A 22550-nucleotide genomic window follows, 5' to 3' on the forward strand; every position below is an offset into this window, starting at 1 on the left:
ACGTCCCGGAGGCTCAGCCCTCCGCGACGCGCATCCCCTCCTTCATCTCCTCCGTCGCCCTCAACACAAGCTCGTCCCCCGCCTCCAGCGCGCCGAAGACCTCAATCTTCTCGCCCACACGCAGGCCGCGCGTCACGGGGATGCGCCTGGCGGCGCCGTCCTGGATGCGCAGGACATAGGTCCCCATTCCGCTCTCCACCACGGCCGTGCGAGGCAACACAACGGTGGGCCCCGGCGAGGAGAGCGTCAGTCGCGCCTCGGCGACCATCATGGGAAGCAGCGCGCCGTCCGCGTTGTCGACATCCGCCTCCACCCGCTCCGAGCGCAGCGCCGCATCCAGCGCCCCTGCCCTTCGACTGAAGGTCGCGGAGAAGACGCGGCCGGGCAATGAGCGCACGGAGAACGTCACCGCGCCGCCCAGCCGGACGTAGGGGCTGTAGGACTCGGGAATCGACAGGGTGAGCCGCATCTTCTGGAGGGCCTTCACGACCACCATCGGCTTGTTCGAGCCCCGGCCGGAGGGCCCCACATAGGCCCCCAGCTCCACGTTGCGCTCGGTCACCACGCCATCGAAGGGCGCCTTCATCACCAGGTAGCCCTTCATCGCCGCGAGCTCGTCATGGGTGGCCCTGGCGGCGACCACCTGCGCGGCATCCGCCTGCTCCTTGGCGCGCGCCTGGTCGATGGCGTCCCGGGCCACGGCACCCTCGGTCTGGCTGGTCTTCAGCGTCCGCTCGTAGGTCGCCTTCGACGCGACGTGCAGCGCCTCCATCGCGGCCAGACGCGCCTTCGCCGAGGCGAGCTGCGCCTCGATTTCAGGGGCCTCGAGCGTCACCAGCACGTCGCCCTTTCGAACGACGGCGCCGATGTCGACGCGCAGGTGTTTCACGTAGCTGTTCACCTTCGCGTAGACGTCCACCGTCTGGTCCGCCATCAACTCGGCGGGCAGCCGCAAGTGGGACTCGAGGCGGGAGGACTCGACACGGAAGGTCTCCGTGGCGGTCCGCGCGACGGGCCTCGCGGTCTCGGAGGAGGTCTTCGCGGGCGCATCAGCGGTCCGGCAGGCGCTCACGCTCACCAGCCCACCGGCGGCCAACAGGACAGACCAGCGCCTGGCTCGCGCGCGCATTTCAGACAGCTCCCATCGCATGGTGTTCACTCTCCACATCGGAAGGATCAAGAGACTTGGAAGTCGTGGGGACGGAGTCCTGCGCCCAGGCGAACGCGAGCGGCAGGACGAACAAGACGACCAGCGTCGAGGCGCTCAAGCCCCCGAGCACCGCCCGCGCCAGCGGGGCCATCTGGTCACCGCCCTCGCCGTGCCCCACGGCCATGGGCAGCATTCCGGCGAGCATCGCCAGCGTCGTCATCAAGATGGGGCGCACGCGCAGCGACACACCCTCGAGCGCGGCCTGAAGGGCTCCGACTCCCGCCCTGCGGCGTTGCTCGGCGCTGGCGACCATCAGCACGCCATTCGAGATGGAGACACCGACGGCCATGATGATGCCCATGTAGGACTGGAGGTTGAGCGTGGAGCCGGTGAGCAGCAGCGCACCGAGCGCCCCCAGCACGACGGCGGGCACGGCCGTGAGGACGACGATGGCCAGCCGGAACGACTGGAAGCTGGCCGCCAGGAGCAGGAAGACCGCCACGATGGCGACCCCCAGTCCGTTCGCCAGGCTGTCCAAGGTGTCGTCGAGCACCACGGAGAGCCCCGCGAGCTGCACATTCACACCCTTGGGCAGCTCACCGAGGGACTTGATGGCCGCCTGCACCTCGCGCCGGGCCCGAGCCAGGTCCGTGCCGTGGACATTCGCGGTGACCGAGGCGAAGGCCAGGGTCCCCAGGTTGTGGGTCTCACCGTGGGCGAGGCCCGGGGTGATGGTCGCGACGTCCCCCAGCACGGGACGGTTCGCGTTCTTCAGGAGCGGCACCTGGGCCAGGTCCTGTTCGCTGCTCAGCGCGCTCGCGGGTGTCTGGACCTGCACGTCGTAGGCGATGCCCATCATCCCTTCGACCCACATGTTCTTGGACGTGTATCGCGAGGACGACGTGGACGCGGTCAGCGAGCGGGTGATGTCCTGCATGTCGACCCCGAGCTGCGCGGCGCGGACGCGGTCCACCTCCACGTTCAGCGCGGGGTAACGCAGTGACTGCTGCACCTGTTGGTCGCGGAGGGAGTCAATGCCTCGCAGCCGCTCGAGCAACATCCCCGCGTATTTTTCATTCACCTTCTTCTTCATCCCGGAGAACCGGACCTCAATGGGATACAGCGAGCCTTGCCCCAGGATTCTCTCGGTGATCTCCACGGGCTCGAACGCGACCTGGACCTCCGGCATCACTTCTCTCATCCGATGACGGAGCCGGTCCTTCAGCGTGTCTGTATCGCCGACTTCTCCCTCGAAGGCGACTTGTAACAACGCTTCATGAGGCCCCGCGTTGTAGAGGTAGATGGGGCTGATGGCGAATGACGAGGGGTGTTGTCCCACGTACGCAGAGGAGATTCGGACCTGGTCGGCACCCACCACTTCCTCGATGACTCCCATCGCCTGATGAACCACCTGCTCTGTTTTCTCAATACGTGAGCCTTCCGCCGCGCGAAGCCTGAGCTGGAGCTGGCGGGAGTCCACGCGAGGCAACACGTCCTTGCCGATGCGCTGGAGCGACACCACCGCCAGGAGGCTCAGGGCGCCGATTCCCACTGAAACAAGCCACCGCCGCCCAGGCATCAGCCGCTCGACGACGCGGCGCACGCGTCCCACGGGCGGAATCGCGCCCTCCCCGCTCGGATGGGCCCCTTGTTTCTTGAGCATCCAGCTCGCGAGCACCGGCACGAGCGACTGGGAGAGCAGGAAGGAGATGACCATCGAGCAGCCGATGGCCAGGGCGAGCGGGCGGAACAGCGCGCCGGGGATGCCGCCCATGGTGAGCGCGGGCGCGAAGACGGAGAGGATGCACAGGAGGATGAGCAGCTTCGAGAACGCAATCTCGCGGCACGCGTCCCACACGGCCACCGTCACTGTCTTCCCGCGATGGAGGTGCTGGTGGATGTTCTCGATGGTCACCGTGCTCTCGTCCACCAGCACACCCACCGCGAGCGCCAGGCCCGCCAGGGTCATGGTGTTGATGGACTGTCCGAACAGCTTGAGGAACAGCACGCCCGAGATGATGGCGATGGGGATGGTGACGATGACGATGAGCGCGGAGCGCCCGTCTCTCAGGAACAGGAGGACCATCAACCCCGTCAGCACCGCGCCGAGGATGCCCTCCGCCATCAACCCTTTCAGCGCCCCCACCACGTAGACGGACTGGTCGAACTCGTAGGAGATGTGGACGTCGTCGGGCAGGTTCGACTGGATGCGAGGGATGGACTCCTTGAGCTTCTGCACCACGTGCACCGTCGAGGCATTCCCCGACTTGGCGACGTTGAGGTAGACGGAGCGCTTGCCGTTCACCAGGGCATAGCCGGTGGCGACATCCGCCCCGTCCTTCACCGTGGCGATGTCTCGGACGTAGAGATTCGCCACCGAGCCCTTGAAGAGGGGGATGTTTCCAAAGTCCTCGACAGCGCGAATCGTGCTGTTGGTGGGTGTGAGGTACGTCGTGTCCCCGATGTGGACGTTCCCTGACGGAGCCGTCACGTTCTGCCGGGCGATGGCCTCGACGACTTGCTCGGGCGTGAGGTTGTGGACGCGGAGCTTCTCGGGCTCGATGTTGATTTCAATCGTGCGCGGGCTGCCGCCGAACGGGGGCGCAGTGGTGAGGCCGGGAATGGAGATGAGGAACGGGCGCGCGGTGAAGTTGGCGATGTCCTGGAGCTGGTTGTTCGTCTTCGTCTCGCTGCGGAACACCAACTGGCCCACCGGCTGCGACGAGGCATCGAAGCGGATGATGAAGGGCGGAGGGGCGCCGGGAGGAAGGAACACCTGCGAGCGGTTCGACAGGGCGTTGATCTCCGCCACCGCCTGTCCCATGTCGGTGCCTTCGTAGAAGGCAATCTTCATCAGGGTCAGGCCCTGGGAGTTCTTCGTCTCGATGCCCTTGATGCCGTTGGTGAACAACATCATGTTCACGTACATCTTGGTGAAATAGCCCTCCATCTGCGCGGGCGTGTACCCGTTGAAGGTATGGGCGATGTAGACGACGGGGAGGTTCATCTCCGGCAGGACGTCGACCTTGATGTCCTGGGCCGCGCGCACGCCGAAGAAGAGCATGGCGACGACCAGCACCAGCACCGTGACGGGCCGGCGCAGGGATACCTTCAGGATGCTCATGGGTTCTGGGCTCCACGGACCTGCTGAAGAAAGGGATTGAGGTCACCCGCCGCGGCCGACTTGAGCAGCAGGGCTTGCCAGATGCCGTTCTGAGCCAGCTCCAGGTCGACCTCCGCCCGAGTCACCGCGAAGGTCGCTTGGGTGAGCTCGACAATGGTCCCCAGCCCGCTGTCATACCGGGCCGTGCCCTGCTGGAAGCCCTCCACCGCGGCGGACTTCTGCACCCGAGACTCACGGGAGACCTCGGTTGCGAGGTGGAACTTGTGCTCGGCGAAGCGCGCCTGAGCCACCAGCTCTTGCGTCGCCAGCTCCTGCTCCTGCTGGAGCGCGCGAGTGCGCCCCTCTCGAGCGGCTTCACTGGAGAAGCTGCGGACCAGGGCGGAGAGGTTCCAGCTCAGGCCCAGCCCCGCCACGTAGTTGCCTCGGTCGATGCCGACGCCGTCGACGTACGAGCGCGAGAATGCCGCTGGGTTCTGTCCGTAGTCATTGCGGAAACCCGAGCCACGCCCCTGCAAGAGGCCGAAGGCGGAGAGTGTGGGCCGGCCCTCGGCGGAGGCGACCTTGGCCTCCTGCGCTCCTTGGAGGACCTGCCCCTCGTGCACCGCGAGGATCGGGTGGCTCGGGGTGACGGCCGCGGGGTCGGTTGCCTCGGGGGTGGCTTGGTGGAAGGTGGGCTCCAGTTGGAACTCACGGAAGGGAACCCCCATCAGCACCGCGAGCTCTTTCGAAGCCAGGAGCTCCGCGTCCTGGGCCTTGAGCCACAGGGCCCTGGCATTCGCGAGCTCCGCGCGCGCGAAGGAGGCATCGACGCCAGGAGAGAGCCCACTTCCGGTGTGGCTCTCGACTGTCTCGAGCACGACCTGGAGGCGCGAGACATTCTCCTTCTGGATGTGGTGGAGACGCTGAGCCGTCGAGAGGTTGAGGTATGCGTGGGTGACCCGGACGCCGTGCTTGAACTTCTCGAGCTCGAGTTCCCGGCGCCGCAGGTCTTCCGTTCTCGACGACAGCTCAATCTGTCGGTCCAGCCGTCCGAACGTCGAGACATTCCAGTGGACCAGCACCGAGTACAGGGCACCGAAGGAGGCATTCCAGTTCTGCGCTGGCAGAGGAGGCGCGCTGGTCGAGGCATTGGAGGGTCCGCCCGGTGAATACAGTGGCCCATGCATGGCATTCACGGTGCCGTAGACCTGCTGCGCGGACAGCACGACCTCCGGCAGATAGGCTTGTTTCGTATGGGAGAGGTCGTCTCGAGCCGCGTCTCGCCGGGACTCCTTCGCGCGAATGGCGCCGTGGTTCTGGAGCGCCGTGTCCAAGGACTCACGCAAGGTGAGCATTCGAGACCAGGCCACGGCGGGCTGGAGGAGGATGAAAAGCGCGGCGCCAGCGCCTCGCGAGAGCAATGCGAACCCCATACACAACGGCTCCTTGATGAGACACACGACGGCGTGCGCATCCGCTCGTTCGCGGATGCGTGTGCTTGAAATCAGATGACTCGGTATTCATCTAGGCGCGCCGTGGGCCGGGCGTGACACCTGGAGACATTTCTCGTGTGCCGACGGGCGCGGGCCGCGTGAAACAAAAAGGTGGCCCATCACGCGGATGAGCCACCTGGGGAACAGCGCTGTGCTTGGAGCGTCGGGCTACTTCGTGGCGCTGGCGAGCTGCTTCGAGTAGGTGGAGAAGGTCTCCTCGTTCTCGAAGTAGATGGCGTTGCCGTCGTGGGTGATGCCAATGACGGCCTTCGCCTTGTCCACGGGCTTCTGGCTCACCGGGTCCGTCGCGGTCCGCGCCGTCGCGTCCTTCGCGAGCCGGTCCTTACACATGTCACAGCAGCCGTAGTAGGTCTGCCCGGCGACCTCGATGGGAATCTGGGGCTTGCCCATCATCTGGTTGTTCACCATGCAGACGAGGCTCGGGTCGGCGAGACGCGTGAGGGAGCCCGGCTGCCCCATGGCCGCGGTGGGAGCCGACGACGCGGGTTTCATGTGCATCGCGGGTGCGGCGGCCTGGGGACTTTCGACCTTCGCCGGAGCCAGCTGAACAGCCTCGTCACGCTTGGCGCAGGCGCCCGCGAACATCATCACTCCCACCACTGCCCAACTCGTCGCTTTCATCATCCTCTCCCTTTTCACTGAAGGTCGCCTTGCTGACGGGTTTCCTTACCGAAGACACGGCGCAGAAGGCCAGGAACAATCCCCGCGCCAAAGCCCAGGCCCATCCCAATGACACCTGCTGAACCCATGCAGCCGCAGCCCATGGCACCGGTGAGCAATGCCAATCCCGAGGCGGAGACCCAGAACCACACGCCCGCTCGACGCTGGAGGCTGACACCCGCCACGGCGAAGCCCGCCACCACGCCGCCCAGCACACAGGCGGGAACACACACGTAGGAGCAACTGCCCGCGCCGCAGGTGTGCAGGGCGCCAGCCCCCAGCGCGAGCCCGAGCGGAACGAGGCCCGCGATGACACCTGGGAGGAAGGCCTTCTGAGGGTCCTTGCCGTGCCAGAGCATCATCGCACCCGCGAAGGCGGTCACCAGGCCAAACACGAGGGGCGCCGTGGGCCGGGTCGCGACAAAGGCAGCCACGCCGGTGACGAGGACCACGGGGAGAATCCCCATCAAGGCTCGCCTCAGTCGGGCCAGCTCGTAGGTCCGGCGAACCCGACGTTGAATCAAGAGGAGGTCAGTCGAGCCCATAGAGACTCCTGAAGGTCTTGCGAAGCCTGTCGAGCGCACGCTCACGGCGCTTGCGGAGCGTGGGGCCCGAGACCGAGGCGGCCTCGTCCCAGAACGTGGCGACGAGCACCTCGCGGTCCACATCCGACAGCACACCGAGGGCGGCCATCGCGGCGGCGGTCAGGTCGCGCTGGAGGAAGGCCTCTTCAGCGTGAGGACCCGCCTGGGAGGGGATGGCCTCCGCGTCCTCTTCGCGCCTTCGCTCACGGCGGCGAGCCAGCGTCCGGCACTCCCACCCCGCGATGGCGAGGGCCCAAGGCATCGCCGGACGCGTCCTGTCGAAGTCGGAGGCCCGTTCGAGAATCTTGTGCATGGCGTCCTGCCCCGCGTCGGCGGCGTCGGCTTCGTTCTTGAGGAGGTTCCGGCACAGCGTCTGGATGGGCTCCCAGAGCAGCTCGAAGACGCGGGTGAACGCACCGCGGTCGCCGTCGGCGAGCCGCGCCATGAGCGCATCGAGCTCCGAGTCCAGTCGCACGTTCATCGCGAGCGCGTCCAACCCGGGGGCGTCCCAACGGACGACCCCATGCCCTCTCGGGCTCGGGTCAGCCAGGCACTCCCTTGGGGTGCGTCCTCGTTCGTGGGGGGTGCATCAAGAAATCCTCTGGAAGGCGGCCTCGTGCCGCTCTTTCCCCTCTTAGGCACCAGGGGCCCGGGGCGTGACAGGATTTCTTTTCGGCCCGGCGGCATGCCGTGCGGCTGGGGGGTGGAGCGCACGCACGACAAAAAGTGGGACCCACCGCGCAACCGCGGCGGGTCCCACCCGATGAACCAGGGGGGGCCTGGATCAAACAACGTGATGGAGACTCACGTCACAGCGGCTGCCAACCCGCGTCGACGCAGGTGACATCGCAGTACGCCTCGCAGTTCGCCTGGGCCGTGGCCGGCCGGACGACAGGAGGAGGACACATCAGCGACTCGTACCAGAACTCAGCCAGGTCCGTGGGGCAGTAGAAGTAACCCGGACCGCAGATGCGCGCCTCCGAGGACCCCAGGGTCTCCTCGCCGTTCTCCTCCCCCACCGACGCCGGACCACACGCCACCAGGCCCAGCGCCGCCACGACGCCCGCAAGCACTCCATTGATTCGCATTGATTGATTCCTCGAGTTGTCCATTGAGTGAGCAGCCCACGACCGTGGGCATCTCCAATACGAAGAGCCCCCGAAGTTCTGGCTGTTCGCGCTCACCTTTCAATCCAAGGAGAAACCTTCAATCAGGTCCCTGGGTCCAAACAGCACCCGGAGGACTCAGGGGTCTTCGGGCGTTTGCCAGCCACCGTCGCCGCATTCGACATCGCAGTACGCCTCGCACTGCTGAAGAACCTTGGCTGGAGTTCTGTAGACAGGCCGAGGACACGCGAGCGACTCGTACCAGAACTCACGCATGTCCGTGGGGCAGTAGAAGTAGCCCATGCCACAGATACGGGCTTCCTCGGTTCCCAAATCCTGGCTGCCATTCTCCGAAACGTCCTCGGCGGGACCACACGCCACCAGGCCCAGCGCGGCGAAAACACCCATCAGCATTCGACGCATTTGCACGATTCACTCCATGAGTTGTTCATTGAGTGCTCCACCCCAGACAGCGGGCATTTCCTATACGTCGTGCGCTCGAATCCCTGCCATCACCCATTCACTTCCACCCCCACCGCCCTTCTCCACTCCACGCGACAGTCATTGCGTGAATGAACCAACACACGTGTGCAGTGAATTGCGCAACTGGCGGCCCATGATGAGACCGGGGCACACGAGGCGCGGTCACTGAATCACGGCCTCAGGAGTCCTGCGGCCCGGGATCGGGGCTCCCCTTTTGCCGAGTCCGCCAGCGGCGACACCTTCGCGTCCAGGAGCTGAGCCACGGGGGGGTGGCCCCGCCGAGCCAGGCCTGGGACCGGGCGCGGGCGCCCATTCGACCTCTCGTGGGCATCTCGCTGGAATGTGGACTTGCGTCGGCCGGAGAGTTCAGCTACTTGTCGCCTCGCCGGAGCAGTCTTGCGGGATTAGCTCAGCTGGATAGAGCGTTGGCCTCCGGAGCCAAAGGCCACAGGTTCGAATCCTGTATCCCGCGCAGTGGAAGTGCCCGGGATTGTTGGAGAAATTCAACAATCCCGGGCACCAACCCTCGCCCCGGAAGCCCCTGCCCACACCGAGCGTTCGAGGAGCGTCCTCCCTCGCACCAGTCCCCTCACCTGGACCGAGACCGGGCGAGCAGCTCCTGGCCTCGATGCGGTCCCCCTCGCCCGACGACCTGGTTGTTGTGACGGAGGGTTACTCCGACGGAACACGCGCCTGCGACGTCTTCGCGGGGACATAGCACCCGTCATCGTGGACGTAGCCGACGGAGCCGCACTCCCTGAGCCACAGCTCCACCTTCACCCAGCACCCGCCATTCACCGCGAGCGCTGGAGAGGTGCATGGGGGCGTGTCCTGGCCTGGGAGCGGCTTCGAGGGGATTGCGAACCCGAGGAGTCCGCCCGGCTGAAGTCCCTGGTCGTCGTTCTCCCAATCCTCCATCACCTGGCGCATGGCGGCGACTGCCATCACAAGGCCAGCGACGGAGAGCAGTGCCGCGAGGACAATCATGACCTTCTTCAAGGGCACCTCCGCAGGAAGGTTGGGACCATAGCCCTGCTGACCGTCGAGTGCCTCTCTGGCCGCGGGCAATGGCTGACGGAAACCCCTGGGCCGCGAGACCGCAGAGTCTGTCGTGCACCCCTGCCCCAACGACGACGGCCCATCCACGTGCAGTAGAGTCCTGAGCCCGTCCCCAACCCCTGTCCCGAAGCCTCCGGCGAGCGAGTTCGTGGCGAAGGCCGCAGGTCGCGAGACGGTGGTGAACTCCCCACCAACGGGCGGGAAGGCGACAATGCCAACGGGCAGCAAGCCGGGCGGGGCCTACAACACGAGGCCCATGGACAAGGGCCCCTCGCTCCAGACGATGGCCACCGAAGCCCTGGCCAACATCGAGCGATATGCCGAGCTTGGAGCGGCTGTCTCCGAGAAGGTAGCGCTGCTCAACTTCAAGAACAGCCTCCAGCATGCCCAGGACTCCACCCTCACCAAGGTGGGCGAGACGATTTCCTCTTCGGCACGGGACTCGTCCCCCTGAGTGGCTCGCTAGGGACTCCTACCGCCTCGGCGTTCGTGCTCCGGGCACAGGCACCTGGTGGAGCAAGGATTCAAGGCGAGCGAGCCTGACTCGTGCGGAGGGGGCGACACCACCTACATTACATCCCGACCTGAGGCCCCGCCAAGCGTCCATCCGAGCGCGCGACCCATCGTCTCTCGTGGTCGTCACGCAGTACCTTCGCCGACTGACTCCCGCCAGGCTGGCAGCTCGCACCATGCGAACCACTCTCTTCATTCCCACTCGCACCCGGTGCTCCGCAGCCAACTCCGCTCGCACACGGGGCGCGCCGTACGTCCCGTCCGACATCCGATGGATGCCTCGAATACTCTCGGTCAATCGCGCGTCCGCCAGGGCCCTTTTTGAGGCAGGCCGCCCCTTCTATGCGAAGTAGCCCACCTCGGTCACACCCAACACCCGACACATGGTCGCCACCGCATGCTCGGCCTAGTTCTCGCTCACGAATCGGAACGCGTCTTGGGCGTCCCGACGCCTTCCTGAGCGAACCAGGCCGCGGCTTCTGAGAGGATGTCGCGCTCCTCCTTCAGCACCTTCACTTCTCTCCGAAGCTGCGCCAACTCCTGCTTCTCGTCCGTCGTCCCCCCCTGGCTGACGCCCTCGTCTATCTCTCCCTGGCGCACCCAGTTGCGCACCGTGGTGTCGGTCACCTGGAACTCCTCGGCCAGGCTTCTCGCCGTTCTCCCTGCCTTCACCAGCTCGACAACCCTGGCTCGGAACTCCGGCAGGTATGAGGGCTTCGGTTTCGGCATCGTTGAGTCCTTCGTCCACAGTTGAACGGACTCAACGAAACCGACGCAACACCAGTTACGGACTGGTCGGTCTCGTGTGTGAGGGGCGTCGCAGCGGCGCCCTCATCGCGAGACGTCAGGGGACAGGCTGCGCATGGCGGGCGCGCAACTCTTCTTGAAGCTTCTGAACCTCTGCGGCGAGCCGTGCTGATTCGCCCTTCGCATCTTCGATCTCGGCCTTGAGATGGATGTTCTCTCGCTTCAGGCCGAGTGGGTCCCGGGCCGTAAGGAAGAAGGCCGAGAAAGAGAGGGCGAGCACCATGGCGGACATCTGGAGGTAAATGGTGCGGCGGCTCGTCGCTGCATTGTTGACTGCAGCGACGTAGTCCAGGAACGGTTTCTTCGCCTCGTCCTCCTTCTTTGTCCAATGTTCGATGGACTCGACGGTGGTCTCAGCGATGCGCTTCAGTTCCCCAAGTGCGAGTTCAAACGGAGTGAGGATGATGGCCCATTCCTGATCTTGAGAGATGCGCTTGCCACTCACCTTGTCCACTGCGCTGAACGTCATCTTGGATTTGTAGCGAAACAAGATGTTTTCAGAATTCATTACGACATCCGAGAGGTATCTGATCTCATTGAAGAAACGATACATCTCCCGCAGACTAGAGACGTTCTGATGATCGTCCAGCAGCTTGGTCAAGGGCGTGACAAAAGCCTCATCTATCTGCCGCCTAATTTTCGTCAGGTACGACTTCGTCGAGTCGCCTTCCGCGCCAGGTGCGTCATCCGGGGCAATCTTGCGAAACTCCGGTGCGATTCGGTAAGCCGTCTCTGGGTCGGCAGCAATGTCGCGGATGCGGATGAACGTCTCTCGCATATACGCGGCGCGGTCGCGCATCTGCGGGATGAGCATCTCTCGCTCGAACTCATTGAGGTCCACGCGGCGCACGTCAAGAATTCGGTAGAGTGCCCGCTGCTGCTCCCATCGAGCCCTGAGCACAGGGTGCCTCCAGGAGTATGGATTCTTGGGCACGCCGCTCTGCGTGGTGGGGCGAATTGCTCCTGGGGTTGTCGGTGCCTCCGGTGCCTCACCGGTTCTCTGCGGCTGCTCACGTACCATGATGCCCCCTGGAAAGTCGGTTGGCACCTCCTTTAGCGCGGTCGACAGGTGGCGAAAAGCCGACGGTTGATGGGGTAGGTGTGCCCCATGAGTAGGCCGAGAGCCCCCTGCTGGGGGCATCACCCACGTCATGACATGCGTTGGTGACGGTCGCGTGGTGGGGGCCTCCGGTGGCAGCAGCAAGACGCTCTCCACCGAGTTGGCGCGCAAGTCCGGGGCGCGGGTGAAATACAGGCCCAGCCCCCAGTACCGGAGCGACTTCGTGGGCTACTGGGTGTTGCCGCTCGCAACGTAGCGCGGACCGCTCCTGAGTCCTGGAGCGGACCGCCCGACAAGGGCTACTCCACACTCCCATCATCACACTGCACCGCGCAGAAGGACCCTGCCAGAGGACCGCAGCACTTCAGCCCCGGTCCGCAGGTGACAGTCTTTCCGCAAATGGCGGGCGCGTGATACCCCTGCTCAACGTCAGCAAGCTGCGCGTCTGCCGCGTACTCGGCGTCGTCAGCAGGTCCACACCCCAGCGCCAAACCCAGAGCCAACAGACTGCCAGTCAGGAGCAGCTTCATGGTTCCCCTCCGCGCTGCAGTGGTAGTGCGGTGGCGAAGGGTAGCACGGAAAGTACTGGCTGGGAATGAGGCCGCGGTGCCGCTCGACGGGTAGCGCGGCCCAGCACCGAACAAGGTCAGCGCTCGGGGTCGTCCTTCTCCGGTGTGAAGTTGGCCACCAAATCACGCACCTTCTCGGCCCGGGGTGTGCCGAGGCTATCCACAAGATCGACGGTGAAGCGCTCGGTCATTTCCGGCCATTTGACCATGCCCTTCCCCGGAACCCCGAAATGGGAGGAGCGGCGGCCAACCACCTGCCACCTAGTACCAGTGCTGTTCTCGGTCCACCAGGAAAGCATGAACACGTCTTCGGTTGTCTTTTTCGTTGTCATGCCTCGAATCTAGTTCGCACCCTTTTCCCGCGCCTGCCACCGCGTCTGCTCGACCTTTCCGCGTCCGCTTAGCCGCATATCGTGCGTCGCATCCAAAACAAGGCGGAGTGCTCCTGCAGCAAGTGCTTCGACGACGTGAGCAGAACCCAGCCGAGGACTGCTGATGGACGTGGCCTTGGTGAGTGCTGAGATGAAGCTGCTCAACGAGTCTCTCTACACCCCATGGATGCGATGGAAGTTCGCTCGCGTCGAGCCCCTGGTGATGAAGCGCCTCTGAGGTGTGCTGTCCTTGCTGGGGAGTTGTGGCAGGACAAGGCTGTGTAGCCGCCTCAGTGCAGCCCTTCTCCAAGCCCGTCATCTTCCTCTGCCTCACGCGCGCGCGTCAGGTTGGGGCAGTCGGTGGGCCAGGACTCGTGCGCCTCTGGGTCGAGACCTGGCACGCCCGCTGGTGCTGTAGAGTCCAGGGGCTCGCCCCCGAGGTCCAGAATGCCTGCATCCCCGTTGTCCCGCTCCGGCTCCACCGCGTCGATGCAGTCGCCCAACAATGCGTCATCCGTCGATAAAGGGAAGTCAGTCGAGGCGCCCAAGAGCCCGTCCCCAACCCCTGTCCCGAAGCCTCCGGCGAGTGAGTTCGTGGCGAAGGCCGCAGGTCGCGAGACGGTGGTGAACTCCCCACCAACGGGCGGGAAGGCGACAATGCCAACGGGCAGCAAGCCGGGCGGGGCCTACAACACGAGGCCCATGGACAAGGGCCCCTCGCTCCAGACGATGGCCACCGAAGCCCTGGCCAACATCGAGCGATATGCCGAGCTTGGAGCGGCTGTCTCCGAGAAGGTAGCGCTGCTCAACTTCAAGAACAGCCTCCAGCATGCCCAGGACTCCACCCTCACCAAGGTGGGCGAGACGATTTCCTCTTCGGCACGGGACTCATCCCCCTGAGTGGCTCGCTAGGGACTCCTACCGCCTCGGCGTTCGTGCTTCGGGCACAGGCACCTGGTGGGGCAAGGATTCAAGGCGAGCGAGCCTGACGCGTGGGGAGGGGGGCGACACCACCTACATCCCGACCTGAGGCCCCCCAAGCGTCCATCCGAGCGCGCGCCCCATCGTCCCCCGGAAATGGGCCGATTAGGGCGAACACCAAAGGCCCTCTCGCATTCCTGCTTGGACCCCTTCGTTTTTTCGAAGCACCAGCGGGAGTTTTCCTATTGGCGCCAAAAGCCCCGGCCCAACAGATAGGAGATAGGCCCATGGTGGGCCAGAAGGAGCCGAGGATGAGAATCGAAATCCGAGCCCGTCACATCGCCCTCACCGAAACCCTGCGGACCTACGTCGAACGCCGAGTGCGCTTCGCGATGGGTCGACTGTCGGACCAGGTCAGAGACGTGACGGTGCGCTTGGAGGACATCAACGGCCCACGCGGCGGCGTGGACAAGGTGGCCAAGGTCACGGTGCGACTCGAGCACGGCAAGCAGTTCGCGGCGGAGGCGGAGGAAGCCAGCTTCGCCACCGCGGTGGACCGGGCCCTGGAGCGCGCGGGCCACTCGCTGGGCAAGGTCCTGGGCCGCACCCACCGGCAAGCCGGTGAGAGCGTGAGGACCGCCCCCTGGGAGCTCGAGGAGCTGCCCAGCCCCACGTAGTCTCGAAGCCACGCGAGGTCCCTCCCCTGGAGGGGCCTCGTCGGTGACAGGATGATGCGTGACGCGAGGGCCCTCCCGCCCCCGCGTCACCTCGAGGAGGCACGGGATGCAAGGTGGTGGGTCCGGAGTGCTCGGCAACATGCGAGCAGCGTGGGCGAAGGCGCGTCAGCGCTGGTGGGTGCGGTGGGGCGTGGACCTGGCTTTCCTGGCGCTCATCTTCGTGGCGGTCGCGGCCTGGCAGACCCGACACCTGCCAGGCTCCGGCGCTCCCGCGCCCCAGTTCACGCTGCGCACCCTCACCGGAGAGACCGTCTCGCTCGAGTCCCTGCGAGGCAAGCCCGTGGTGCTCGCCTTCTGGGCCCCCTGGTGCGGCGTGTGCGGCGCGGAGTCCTCCAACATCTCGCAGCTGCGCAAGCTCGCGGGAGACTCCGCGCACGTCATCTCCGTGGCGCTCGCCTACGACGATGAGGCCGCCGTCCAGCGCTTCGCCCAGGAGCACGCGGTCGACTACCCCGTGCTGCTCGGCGACGACTCCGTCCAGGAAGCCTGGCGGGTCAACATGTTCCCCACCGTGTTCTTCCTCTCCCCGGAAGGGACCATCGAGCGCTCCGTCGTCGGCTACACCACGCTCGCGGGACTCTCCTGGCGGTGGATGCTGTAGCCCCGCGCCCTCGGCGGCGAGCGCCCCCGAAGAGGCGCCCGCCGTGAAGGCCCCGCGCGTCAGATGGCGTAGTCCCCCACGAAGACGGTGGCGGTGCGCACATCCGCGTGGACCGCATCGCCCTCGGTGACGCCCAGCTCATCGAACTCCGTGCGAGGCACCTGGACGGTGACTTCGTCTCCGGAAGGCAGGCGCAGGAGCACCTTGACGAAGCCGCCCACGGACTTCAGCCGCTCCACCGTGCCCAGCACCGGCGAGGGCCCCCGTCCCCCCACCACCATCCGAGCCAGCTTCACGTCATGCGGCCGCACGAAGGCATGCACGGCCTCGCCCTCACGCGCGGCCGGAGGCACCGCCAGCGCGAGCGAGCCCACCGCCACCCGGCCCTCCTGGACATGGCCTCGCAGGATGTTCGCCCCGCCGATGAACGACGCGACGAAGGGCGACGCGGGCCGGTCGTAGATGTCCTCCGGCGAGCCCGACTGCGCCACCCGCCCATCGCTCATCACCACGACGTGCTGCGAAATCTCCAGCGCCTCCTGCTGGTCATGCGTCACCAGCAGCGTCGTCAGCCCCGTGCTCTCGTGCAGCGCATGGAGCCACTCCCGCAGTTCCTCCCGCACGCGGGTGTCGAGCGCCCCGAAGGGCTCATCCAGCAACAACACCCGAGGACGGATGGCCAGCGCCCGAGCGAAGGCCACCCGCTGACGCTGCCCACCGGAGAGCTGCCCGGGATGACGCCCGCCCAGCGCTTCGAGTTGGACCAGGCGCAGCATCTCGTCCACGCGAGCCTCCACTTCCTCGCGAGGCTGCTTCCGCACATTGAGGCCGAACGCGATGTTCTCCCGCACCGTCATGTGCCGGAACAGGGCGTAGCTCTGGAACACGACGCCCACGTTGCGCTGCTGCACGGGCAGGGACGTACAGTCCACGCCGTCGATGAGGACCCGACCCACGTCGGGTACCTCCAGTCCCGCGATGAGACGCAGGAGCGTGGACTTGCCCGCGCCGGACGGCCCCAACAGGGAGGTGATGGCGCCCTTGGGCGCGTGGAAGGAGACATCCGCGACGGCGGGACTGCCGCCCGGGGAGAAACGCCGGGTGAGTTGCTCGACGATGATGCTCATGACACCTCGCTCCTCCACTCCACGTACTTCTTCAGCACGAGCGTCACGAGCGCCAGCAGCGTGAGCAGAGACGCCACGGCGAACGCACCCGCGAAATCGTATTCGTTGTAGAGAATCTCCGCGTGCAGCGGCAGCGTCGTGGTGACACCCCGCACGTGCCCGGACACCACGGAGACGGCGCCAAACTCTCCCATCGCTCGCGCGTTGCAGAGAATGACGCCATAGAGAACACCCCACTTCACCTTCGGCAGCGTGACGCGGAAGAAGGTGCGCCAGCCTCCAGCCCCCAACGTCAGCGCCGCCTCCTCCTCGTCACTGCCCTGCGTCTGCATCACCGGCAGCACCTCCCGGGCGACGAACGGGAAGGTGATGAACACCGTCGCCAGGACGATGCCCGGCACCGCGAAGATGACCTGGAGGTCGTGCTCGGCCAGGAACGGCCCCAGCCAACCCTGCCGCCCGAAGAGCAGCACGAAGATGAGCCCCGCGATGACGGGCGACACGCTGAAGGGCAGGTCGATGAGCGTCAGCAGCAGCGAGCGCCCCCTGAAGCGGAACCGCGCCAGGAGCCACGCGGCGGCCAGGCCGAAGACCAGGTTGAGGGGCACCGCGATGGCCGCCGCCGTCAGCGTGAGGAAGATGGCGGAGCGGGCCTCGGGTTCGACGATGGCCGCCAGGTACGCCTCCCAGCCCTTCTGGAAGGCGAAGGTGAAGACGGCGACCAGCGGAACGAAGAGAAAGAGCGCCAGGAAGCCCAGCGCCAGGAGGATGAGCGACCAGCGGACCCAGGCCGAGCCTTCCAAGGTCCGCGCGTTGCGCCGCGACATCCAGATAGAGGGGGCGAGCATGTCCGTCACGCTCCAGGCCGGGCTTCCAGCCGGCGGTGGCTCCAGCGCTGGAGCACGTTGACGACGAGCAGGAGGAGGAACGACGCCACCAGCATCACGACCGCGATGGCCGTGGCGCCCGCGTAGTCGTACTGCTCCAGCTTGGTGACGATGAGCAGCGGAACAATCTCCGTGCGCAGCGGCATGTTGCCGGAGATGAAGACCACGGAGCCGTACTCACCCAGCGCCCGGGCGAACGCCAGGGTGAAGCCGCTCAGCAGCGCGGGGAGAATCGCCGGGAACAACACCCGCGTGAAGGTCTGCGTGGGGGTGGCGCCGAGCGTCGCCGCGGCCTCCTCCACGTCCGCGTCGATGTCCTCCAGGACGGGTTGCACCGTGCGCACCACGAAGGGCAACCCGATGAAGGTCAGCGCCACCGCCACGCCCACCGAGGAGTAGGCCACCTTGAAGCCCAGCGCCTCCAGGTACTGGCCATACCAACCCTTCGAGGAGAACAGCGTCGTGAGCGTCAGCCCCGCCACCGCGGTGGGCAGCGCGAAGGGCAGGTCCACCAGCGACTCCACGAAGGAGCGGCCCGGAAAGCGGTAGCGCACGAGCACCCACGCCACCAGGAGCCCGAAGACAACGTTGGCCAGCGCCGCCGCGAACGACGCGCCGAAGCTGAGCCGGTACGCCGCGAGCGCCCGAGGCGCCGTCACCGTCTCCCAGAACTGCGGCCACGTCAGGGAGAACGTCTTGAGGAAGAGGCTGGAGAGCGGGATGAGGACGAGCAGCCCGACATAGGTCCAGGTGAAGCCCAGGGACAGCTTGAAGCCGGGCAGGACGTGCCTGCGAGCGTGGGTGGCCATGGCTCAGCGCGCCTGCGGGACGTAAATGGAGTCGAACACCCCACCGTCGTCGAAGTGCGCCGACTGGGCCTTGCGCCAGCCGCCGAACACCTCGTCGATGGTGAAGAGCGTCAGCTTCGGGAAGCGCGCCCCTTCCTTCCGGGCGACCTCCTCCGAGCGCGGGCGGTAGTGGTGCTTGGCCACGAGCCGCTGTCCCTCCTCCGAGTAGAGGAACTGGAGGTAGGCCTCCGCCACCGCGCGGGTGCCTCGCTTGTCCACGTTGCGGTCCACGACGGTGACGGGCGGTTCGGCGACGATGCTCGACGACGGGACGACGATCTCGAACCGCTCCTTGCCCACCTCGTCCGTCAGCAGGAAGGCCTCGTTCTCCCAGGCGATGAGCACATCTCCCAGGCCACGCTCGGCGAACGTGGTGGTGGCGCCTCGTGCGCCCGAGTCCAGCACGGGCACGTGGCGGAACAGCGAGTCCACGAAGGCGCGCGCGCTCTGCTCGGTGCCTCCTGGCTTGCGCAGCGCATGGCCCCAGGCCGCCAGGTAGTTCCACCGCGCGCCTCCGGAGGTCTTGGGGTTGGGGGTGATGACGGCGACTCCGTCGCGCACCAGGTCATCCCAGTCGCGGATGCCCTTGGGGTTCCCCTTGCGCACGACGAAGACGATGGTGGAGGTGTACGGCGCGCTGTTGTTCGCCAGCCGCTTCTGCCAGCCGTCGGGAATCAGCGACGCCTTGTCGTGGAGCATGTCCACGTCGTAGGCGAGCGCCAGCGTGACGACGTCCGCGTCGAGCCCGTCGATGACGGCCCGCGCCTGCTTGCCGGAGCCGCCGTGGGACTGCTTGATGGAGACCTTCTGCTGGTGCGTGGCCTCCCAGTGCTTCGAGAAGGCCGCGTTGACGTCCACGTACAACTCCCGCGTGGGGTCATACGAGACGTTGAGCAGCGTGACGGCGCCGGGGGCGGAGCCTTCGCTCCCGGACTTCGAGCACCCCACGAAGGCGACCAGGATGAGCGGGAACAGCCAGGAATGGGTACGCATGGACGGGCCTTTCACCAGCTCACCTGGAAGCGGGACATGACGACGGACTCGGGGATGCGGTCTCCGTCGACGGCGCCCCCCTTGAACGTCGTGTGGTCATACGTGGCGGCGACGCGGACGTTGTTGTTGAGGTACCAGTTGGCGACGGCGCCCCACCCCTTCGCATGGCGCGCGGAGACCGTCGGGTCCGCGAAGACAGGGAACGCCTCCGGGTCGACGTCGAGCTCCGTGTAGCGACCTCCAATCTCCACCGCGCCCCACCCTCCCGACGCGGCGCCGAACGGGTCCGTGGGCTTGATGCCCTCGTAGGCCGCCTTGCCTCCGAAGAGCACCCAGGTCGCCGTGGCCTGCCACGCCTCGAAGCGCAGGCGCGCGTGCTGCTCGCCCAGGTTCACCTCCTGCGTGGAGTTCACGTACTCGGCCAGCGCGCCCAGCGGCCCCGCATAGAAGTAGCCCTGCGGTGAGATGCGGGTGTGCTCGCCATGGGCCATCACCGTCTGCCCCGCCCCCGCTCCCGTGCGGAAGATGAAGAACGTCTGCTGCCCCATCGTGCGCAGCGGCGCCTCACCCGTCGTGGACGCCGAACCGAACTGGTTGCCGCGCGAGGCGGCGACGCCCAACCCCAACCCCGAGAGCAGGTGCAGGTCCGTGGCGCGGAACGGATGGGCGAACACGCGCGCCGCCAGGTCGAAGCTGTCGTCGATGTTGCTGTCGGCGTTCGCGCCATCCGCGGTGCCGTTGAAGCCGCCCACCGCGTAGGCCAGCACCCCGCCCAACAGCTCCCCGTGCACCATCACGCCCACGTCGCGGTTGGGCACCAGGTCCGTGGGCAACGCGCGCTCGATGAACGGGACGTTGAGCGCGGACTGATTGCGCTCCAGCCCCACGGGGGGACGGAACCGGCCCACCCGCACGCGCACCTCCTTGCGCGGTCGGAACTCCAGGTACGCATCCCAGAGCGGCGGAACGTTCGGCGCGAAGTCCGCCATGAGTCGGAAGTCGAACACATGGAAGAGCGTCCCCTCCAAGACGGGCCGCGCGCGCCGCATGAGGAACGTGGTGGCGCCGGAGCGGTCCGCCTTGCTCTCGAAGAACCGGCCGTCCATCTGGACGTAGCCGCGCAGCTTCAGCAGGAACGCCTTGTCGGCGGAGGCGATGGAGAAGCCCTCCGGGGTCGCCTTGATGACGGCGCCCTCCGAGGAGCTCGGTGTCTGGGTTTGAGGGGGAGGTGTCTGGGCCGCGGCGAGCGGCGCCAGTAGCAGCACCAGCCCCGCGGCGAAGGTGGAGAGTCGATGATGCGGTGAGGGACGTGCCATGCGGTTCCTCGACTGCGAGAGGGGCGCGATGGACGTGGTTTCGGTACCTCAGAAAGCCGAAAGCCCACCTCCTCGCGGATGGTGGGCTCTTCGAACCAGCTCTTCCCGGGGTTTCAGGCCACGGGTCGACAGGCGCCCACCGCTGGTGCGTCACAGCAGCAACAGGCGTGGGTGGTCGGTCGGAGGCTCATGAAAGTGGCTGCACGATGCACGGGCCCTTCTTGCTTGTCAACGCACCCCCACCTGGGACGCTCCCTCGCCTCCCTCATCTGCCCCAAGGCCCAGATGGGTGATGACAGTCGCACACCCTCTGCCACCCGCGTCGTCGTCATCCTCATGCCCGCTGAAGCCGGAAGGGAGCCTCGGGCGTCGCCGCGGCGTGCTCCCGCGTCAGGACTTCTCGCACCTCGTCGGGCAGCGGGAACCAGCGCAGGCGTTCGGCCGCGGGAGAGAGCGAGGCGTCGGCCTCCGCGCCTTCACCCGCGTCATGGAGCACGCGCGAGGTGAGGCTCCGCGCCCATGTCACATACGAGGGGAGCTCCGACTCCGGCGCGGAGGGGCCGGGCATGGGGGACTCGCTCACCCCGCTCGTGTACGAGAGGTCCGCCAGGCGCCGCAGCGCGCGCTGGTGGCCGCGGTGCCGCCACTGGCCCGTCACCGGGTCCAGCGCGTAGTGCGGCAGGAACTTCCAGCCCTCGGCGGAGACGAAGTCCACCGCGTCGAGCAGGAAGTCGAACGTCGTCTCGGAGAGGAAGTAGTTGAAGCCCAGCCGCACCCAGCCAGGCTTCACGCCATCCGTGCCCTGCACGATGACGTCCTGGAAGCGGTGACTGGTGACGGGGTCGATGCCCAGCAGCCGGTGGCCATAGGGCCCCGCACACGAACAGCCTCCGCGCGCCTGGATGCCAAACAAGTCATTGAGCAAGGCCACCACGAAGTTGTGGTGCAGATAGGCGTCTCCGTGACGCACCAGGAAGCTCACGATGGGCAGCCGCCGCAGCGCGGGATTGCCCAGGATGCGCAGCGACGGATTGCCGCCCCAGTGCGCGAGCGCGCGCCGGACGAACCCCTGCTCCAGCGTGTCGATGGTCTCCACGCTCACCGCTTCGCGAAGCTGGAAGACGAGCCCCGCGCGGATGGAGTCGACGATGGCCGGAGTGCCACCCTCCTCCCGGTGCACGGGGTCGCTCTGGTAGATGTGCTCGCTGCCGCTCACGTACGACACCGTGCCGCCTCCGGGCACGGTGGGGATGCGGTTGCCCAGGAGCTTGCGCTTGACGACGAGCACGCCCGTCGTGCCCGGGCCCCCGATGAACTTGTGCGGGGACAGGAACACGGCGTCCTTCTCCACGCGCGGGCCGCCGTCGCGTCCGTTCATCTCCACATGGATGTACGGGCCCGCCGCCGCGAAGTCCCAGAAGGAGAGCGCACCGTAGCGCTTCAGGAGCGCGCCGATGCCCTCCTGGTCGCTGAGGATGCCGGTGACGTTGCTCGCGGCGGAGAAGCTGCCGATGCGCAGCGGGCGGTGCTGATATCGCTCCAGCTCGCGCTCCAGGTGGGCCTGGTCGATGCGACCGTCGCCATCCTCCTCGATGGTGACGACGTCGGCGATGGACTCGCGCCAGGGCAGGTCGTTGCTGTGGTGCTCGTAGGGCCCCACGAAGACCACGGGGCGCTGGGCGGGCGGGATGCGTGAGCGCAAGTCGAAGCGCGCGTCGAGGTCCGCGGGGATGCGCAGGTTCAGGATGTCGATGAGCTTGCAGACCGCGCCCGTCGCACCGGAGCCACAGAAGAGCACGACGTCGTCGGGCCCACCTCCCACCGCTTGATGGATGACGTCGCGAGCGTCCTCGCGAAAGCGCGTCGTCTGAGCGCCGGTGCCGGACGTCTCGGAATGCGTGTTGGCGTAGAGCGGGAGGACGTGGTCCCGGATGAAGTCCTCGATGAACGCCAACGAGCGCCCGGACGCGGCATGGTCCGCATAGGTGAGCCGCCGGGGGCCATAGGGCCCGTCGAGCACCCGCCCCTCGCCCAGCACCGAACTCCGGATGGACTCAATCAGCCTCGCACGACTCGCTTCCATCACACGCCCCCCGGCAGATGTCGCGAAGGCGAGGATTTCGCCGAAGGCCGCTGGCTGT

The 22550-nt window shown here is 66.6% G+C and carries 24 protein-coding genes and 1 tRNA gene; 6 read left to right on the plus strand and 19 right to left on the minus strand.

Features of this window, described 5'->3' with window-relative positions:
* Window positions 1-13: 13 nt before the first annotated feature.
* From MYSTI_RS26060 to MYSTI_RS26095, 8 genes are all read right to left on the minus strand, one after another.
* Window positions 14-1150: an efflux RND transporter periplasmic adaptor subunit gene (locus MYSTI_RS26060; protein WP_015350795.1), complete on the minus strand. Its 1137-nt coding sequence runs from the start codon at window positions 1148-1150 to the stop codon at window positions 14-16.
* A complete protein-coding gene (locus MYSTI_RS26065; RefSeq protein WP_015350796.1) occupies window positions 1131-4274 on the minus strand; it encodes an efflux RND transporter permease subunit in 3144 nt (1047 codons plus the stop codon). Before MYSTI_RS26065 ends, MYSTI_RS26060 begins: the two co-directional genes overlap by 20 nt.
* Complete coding sequence (locus MYSTI_RS26070) at window positions 4271-5686, minus strand: TolC family protein (RefSeq protein WP_015350797.1); 1416 nt, start codon at window positions 5684-5686, stop codon at window positions 4271-4273. Before MYSTI_RS26070 ends, MYSTI_RS26065 begins: the two co-directional genes overlap by 4 nt.
* 228 nt (window positions 5687-5914) lie before the next feature.
* Window positions 5915-6388 (minus strand): hypothetical protein, encoded by a 474-nt coding sequence (locus MYSTI_RS26075; RefSeq protein ID WP_015350798.1) that lies wholly within the window; start codon window positions 6386-6388, stop codon window positions 5915-5917.
* 14 nt (window positions 6389-6402) lie between these two features.
* Entirely contained in the window at window positions 6403-6972 is a 570-nt protein-coding gene (locus MYSTI_RS26080; protein WP_015350799.1) for a hypothetical protein, read from the minus strand.
* Complete coding sequence (locus MYSTI_RS26085; protein WP_015350800.1) at window positions 6959-7492, minus strand: RNA polymerase sigma factor; 534 nt, start codon at window positions 7490-7492, stop codon at window positions 6959-6961. Before MYSTI_RS26085 ends, MYSTI_RS26080 begins: the two co-directional genes overlap by 14 nt.
* A 328-nt stretch (window positions 7493-7820) precedes the next feature.
* Entirely contained in the window at window positions 7821-8099 is a 279-nt protein-coding gene (locus MYSTI_RS26090) for a hypothetical protein (RefSeq protein ID WP_015350801.1), read from the minus strand.
* Window positions 8100-8255: 156 nt separating this feature from the next.
* Window positions 8256-8540, minus strand: a complete 285-nt coding sequence (locus MYSTI_RS26095) for a hypothetical protein (RefSeq protein ID WP_015350802.1) — start codon at window positions 8538-8540, stop codon at window positions 8256-8258.
* A 458-nt stretch (window positions 8541-8998) separates the two neighbouring features.
* Between MYSTI_RS26095 and MYSTI_RS26100 the strand changes: the two genes are divergently transcribed.
* Window positions 8999-9072, plus strand: a tRNA-Arg gene (locus MYSTI_RS26100).
* 200 nt (window positions 9073-9272) lie between these two features.
* Here MYSTI_RS26100 and MYSTI_RS40970 read toward each other — a convergent pair.
* Window positions 9273-9599, minus strand: a complete 327-nt coding sequence (locus MYSTI_RS40970) for a hypothetical protein (protein ID WP_144370148.1) — start codon at window positions 9597-9599, stop codon at window positions 9273-9275.
* Window positions 9600-9870: 271 nt separating this feature from the next.
* On the opposite strand from MYSTI_RS40970, the gene MYSTI_RS26110 reads away from it, so the two are divergent.
* A complete protein-coding gene (locus MYSTI_RS26110) occupies window positions 9871-10113 on the plus strand; it encodes a hypothetical protein (protein WP_015350804.1) in 243 nt (80 codons plus the stop codon).
* A gap of 18 nt (window positions 10114-10131) precedes the next feature.
* Here the strand turns inward: MYSTI_RS26110 and MYSTI_RS45750 are convergent, their stop codons facing one another.
* The 3 genes from MYSTI_RS45750 to MYSTI_RS26120 form a co-directional block, all read right to left on the minus strand.
* On the minus strand, window positions 10132-10470 hold the full coding sequence (locus tag MYSTI_RS45750; protein WP_420811507.1) for a helix-turn-helix domain-containing protein: 339 nt from the start codon (window positions 10468-10470) through the stop codon (window positions 10132-10134).
* A gap of 119 nt (window positions 10471-10589) precedes the next feature.
* Window positions 10590-10901 carry a transposase gene (locus MYSTI_RS45755; RefSeq protein WP_015350805.1) on the minus strand — a complete coding sequence of 104 codons (312 nt, stop codon included), beginning with the start codon at window positions 10899-10901 and terminating at the stop codon, window positions 10590-10592.
* A gap of 115 nt (window positions 10902-11016) precedes the next feature.
* Window positions 11017-11820: a hypothetical protein gene (locus MYSTI_RS26120; RefSeq protein ID WP_144370149.1), complete on the minus strand. Its 804-nt coding sequence runs from the start codon at window positions 11818-11820 to the stop codon at window positions 11017-11019.
* 310 nt (window positions 11821-12130) lie between these two features.
* Between MYSTI_RS26120 and MYSTI_RS26125 the strand changes: the two genes are divergently transcribed.
* A complete protein-coding gene (locus MYSTI_RS26125) occupies window positions 12131-12295 on the plus strand; it encodes a hypothetical protein (protein ID WP_201768930.1) in 165 nt (54 codons plus the stop codon).
* Window positions 12296-12685: 390 nt separating this feature from the next.
* Here the strand turns inward: MYSTI_RS26125 and MYSTI_RS26130 are convergent, their stop codons facing one another.
* A complete protein-coding gene (locus tag MYSTI_RS26130) occupies window positions 12686-12940 on the minus strand; it encodes a hypothetical protein (RefSeq protein ID WP_044281396.1) in 255 nt (84 codons plus the stop codon).
* Window positions 12941-13636: 696 nt separating this feature from the next.
* Here MYSTI_RS26130 and MYSTI_RS26140 point away from each other — a divergent pair.
* From MYSTI_RS26140 to MYSTI_RS26150, 3 genes are all read left to right on the plus strand, one after another.
* Window positions 13637-13879: a hypothetical protein gene (locus tag MYSTI_RS26140; RefSeq protein WP_015350804.1), complete on the plus strand. Its 243-nt coding sequence runs from the start codon at window positions 13637-13639 to the stop codon at window positions 13877-13879.
* A 332-nt stretch (window positions 13880-14211) separates the two neighbouring features.
* Entirely contained in the window at window positions 14212-14577 is a 366-nt protein-coding gene (locus MYSTI_RS26145) for an HPF/RaiA family ribosome-associated protein (protein WP_015350807.1), read from the plus strand.
* A 139-nt stretch (window positions 14578-14716) separates the two neighbouring features.
* Complete coding sequence (locus tag MYSTI_RS26150) at window positions 14717-15238, plus strand: peroxiredoxin family protein (RefSeq protein WP_233277958.1); 522 nt, start codon at window positions 14717-14719, stop codon at window positions 15236-15238.
* Between the two features lie 59 nt (window positions 15239-15297).
* Here MYSTI_RS26150 and MYSTI_RS26155 read toward each other — a convergent pair whose 3' ends face one another.
* The 6 genes from MYSTI_RS26155 to MYSTI_RS26180 form a co-directional block, all read right to left on the minus strand.
* A complete protein-coding gene (locus MYSTI_RS26155; RefSeq protein WP_015350809.1) occupies window positions 15298-16365 on the minus strand; it encodes a sulfate/molybdate ABC transporter ATP-binding protein in 1068 nt (355 codons plus the stop codon).
* Window positions 16362-17213, minus strand: coding sequence for a sulfate ABC transporter permease subunit CysW (gene cysW / locus MYSTI_RS26160; RefSeq protein ID WP_015350810.1), 852 nt, complete (start codon window positions 17211-17213; stop codon window positions 16362-16364). Before cysW ends, MYSTI_RS26155 begins: the two co-directional genes overlap by 4 nt.
* Window positions 17214-17218: 5 nt before the next feature.
* Window positions 17219-18061: a sulfate ABC transporter permease subunit CysT gene (cysT, locus tag MYSTI_RS26165; RefSeq protein ID WP_015350811.1), complete on the minus strand. Its 843-nt coding sequence runs from the start codon at window positions 18059-18061 to the stop codon at window positions 17219-17221.
* Window positions 18062-18064: 3 nt separating this feature from the next.
* On the minus strand, window positions 18065-19093 hold the full coding sequence (locus MYSTI_RS26170) for a sulfate ABC transporter substrate-binding protein (protein ID WP_015350812.1): 1029 nt from the start codon (window positions 19091-19093) through the stop codon (window positions 18065-18067).
* A gap of 11 nt (window positions 19094-19104) precedes the next feature.
* A complete protein-coding gene (locus MYSTI_RS26175; RefSeq protein ID WP_015350813.1) occupies window positions 19105-20409 on the minus strand; it encodes an OprO/OprP family phosphate-selective porin in 1305 nt (434 codons plus the stop codon).
* Window positions 20410-20743: 334 nt separating this feature from the next.
* A complete protein-coding gene (locus MYSTI_RS26180) occupies window positions 20744-22492 on the minus strand; it encodes an aminotransferase class V-fold PLP-dependent enzyme (protein ID WP_015350814.1) in 1749 nt (582 codons plus the stop codon).
* Window positions 22493-22550: the final 58 nt, after the last annotated feature.

The organism is Myxococcus stipitatus DSM 14675, assembly GCF_000331735.1.
GTDB lineage: Bacteria > Myxococcota > Myxococcia > Myxococcales > Myxococcaceae > Myxococcus > Myxococcus stipitatus.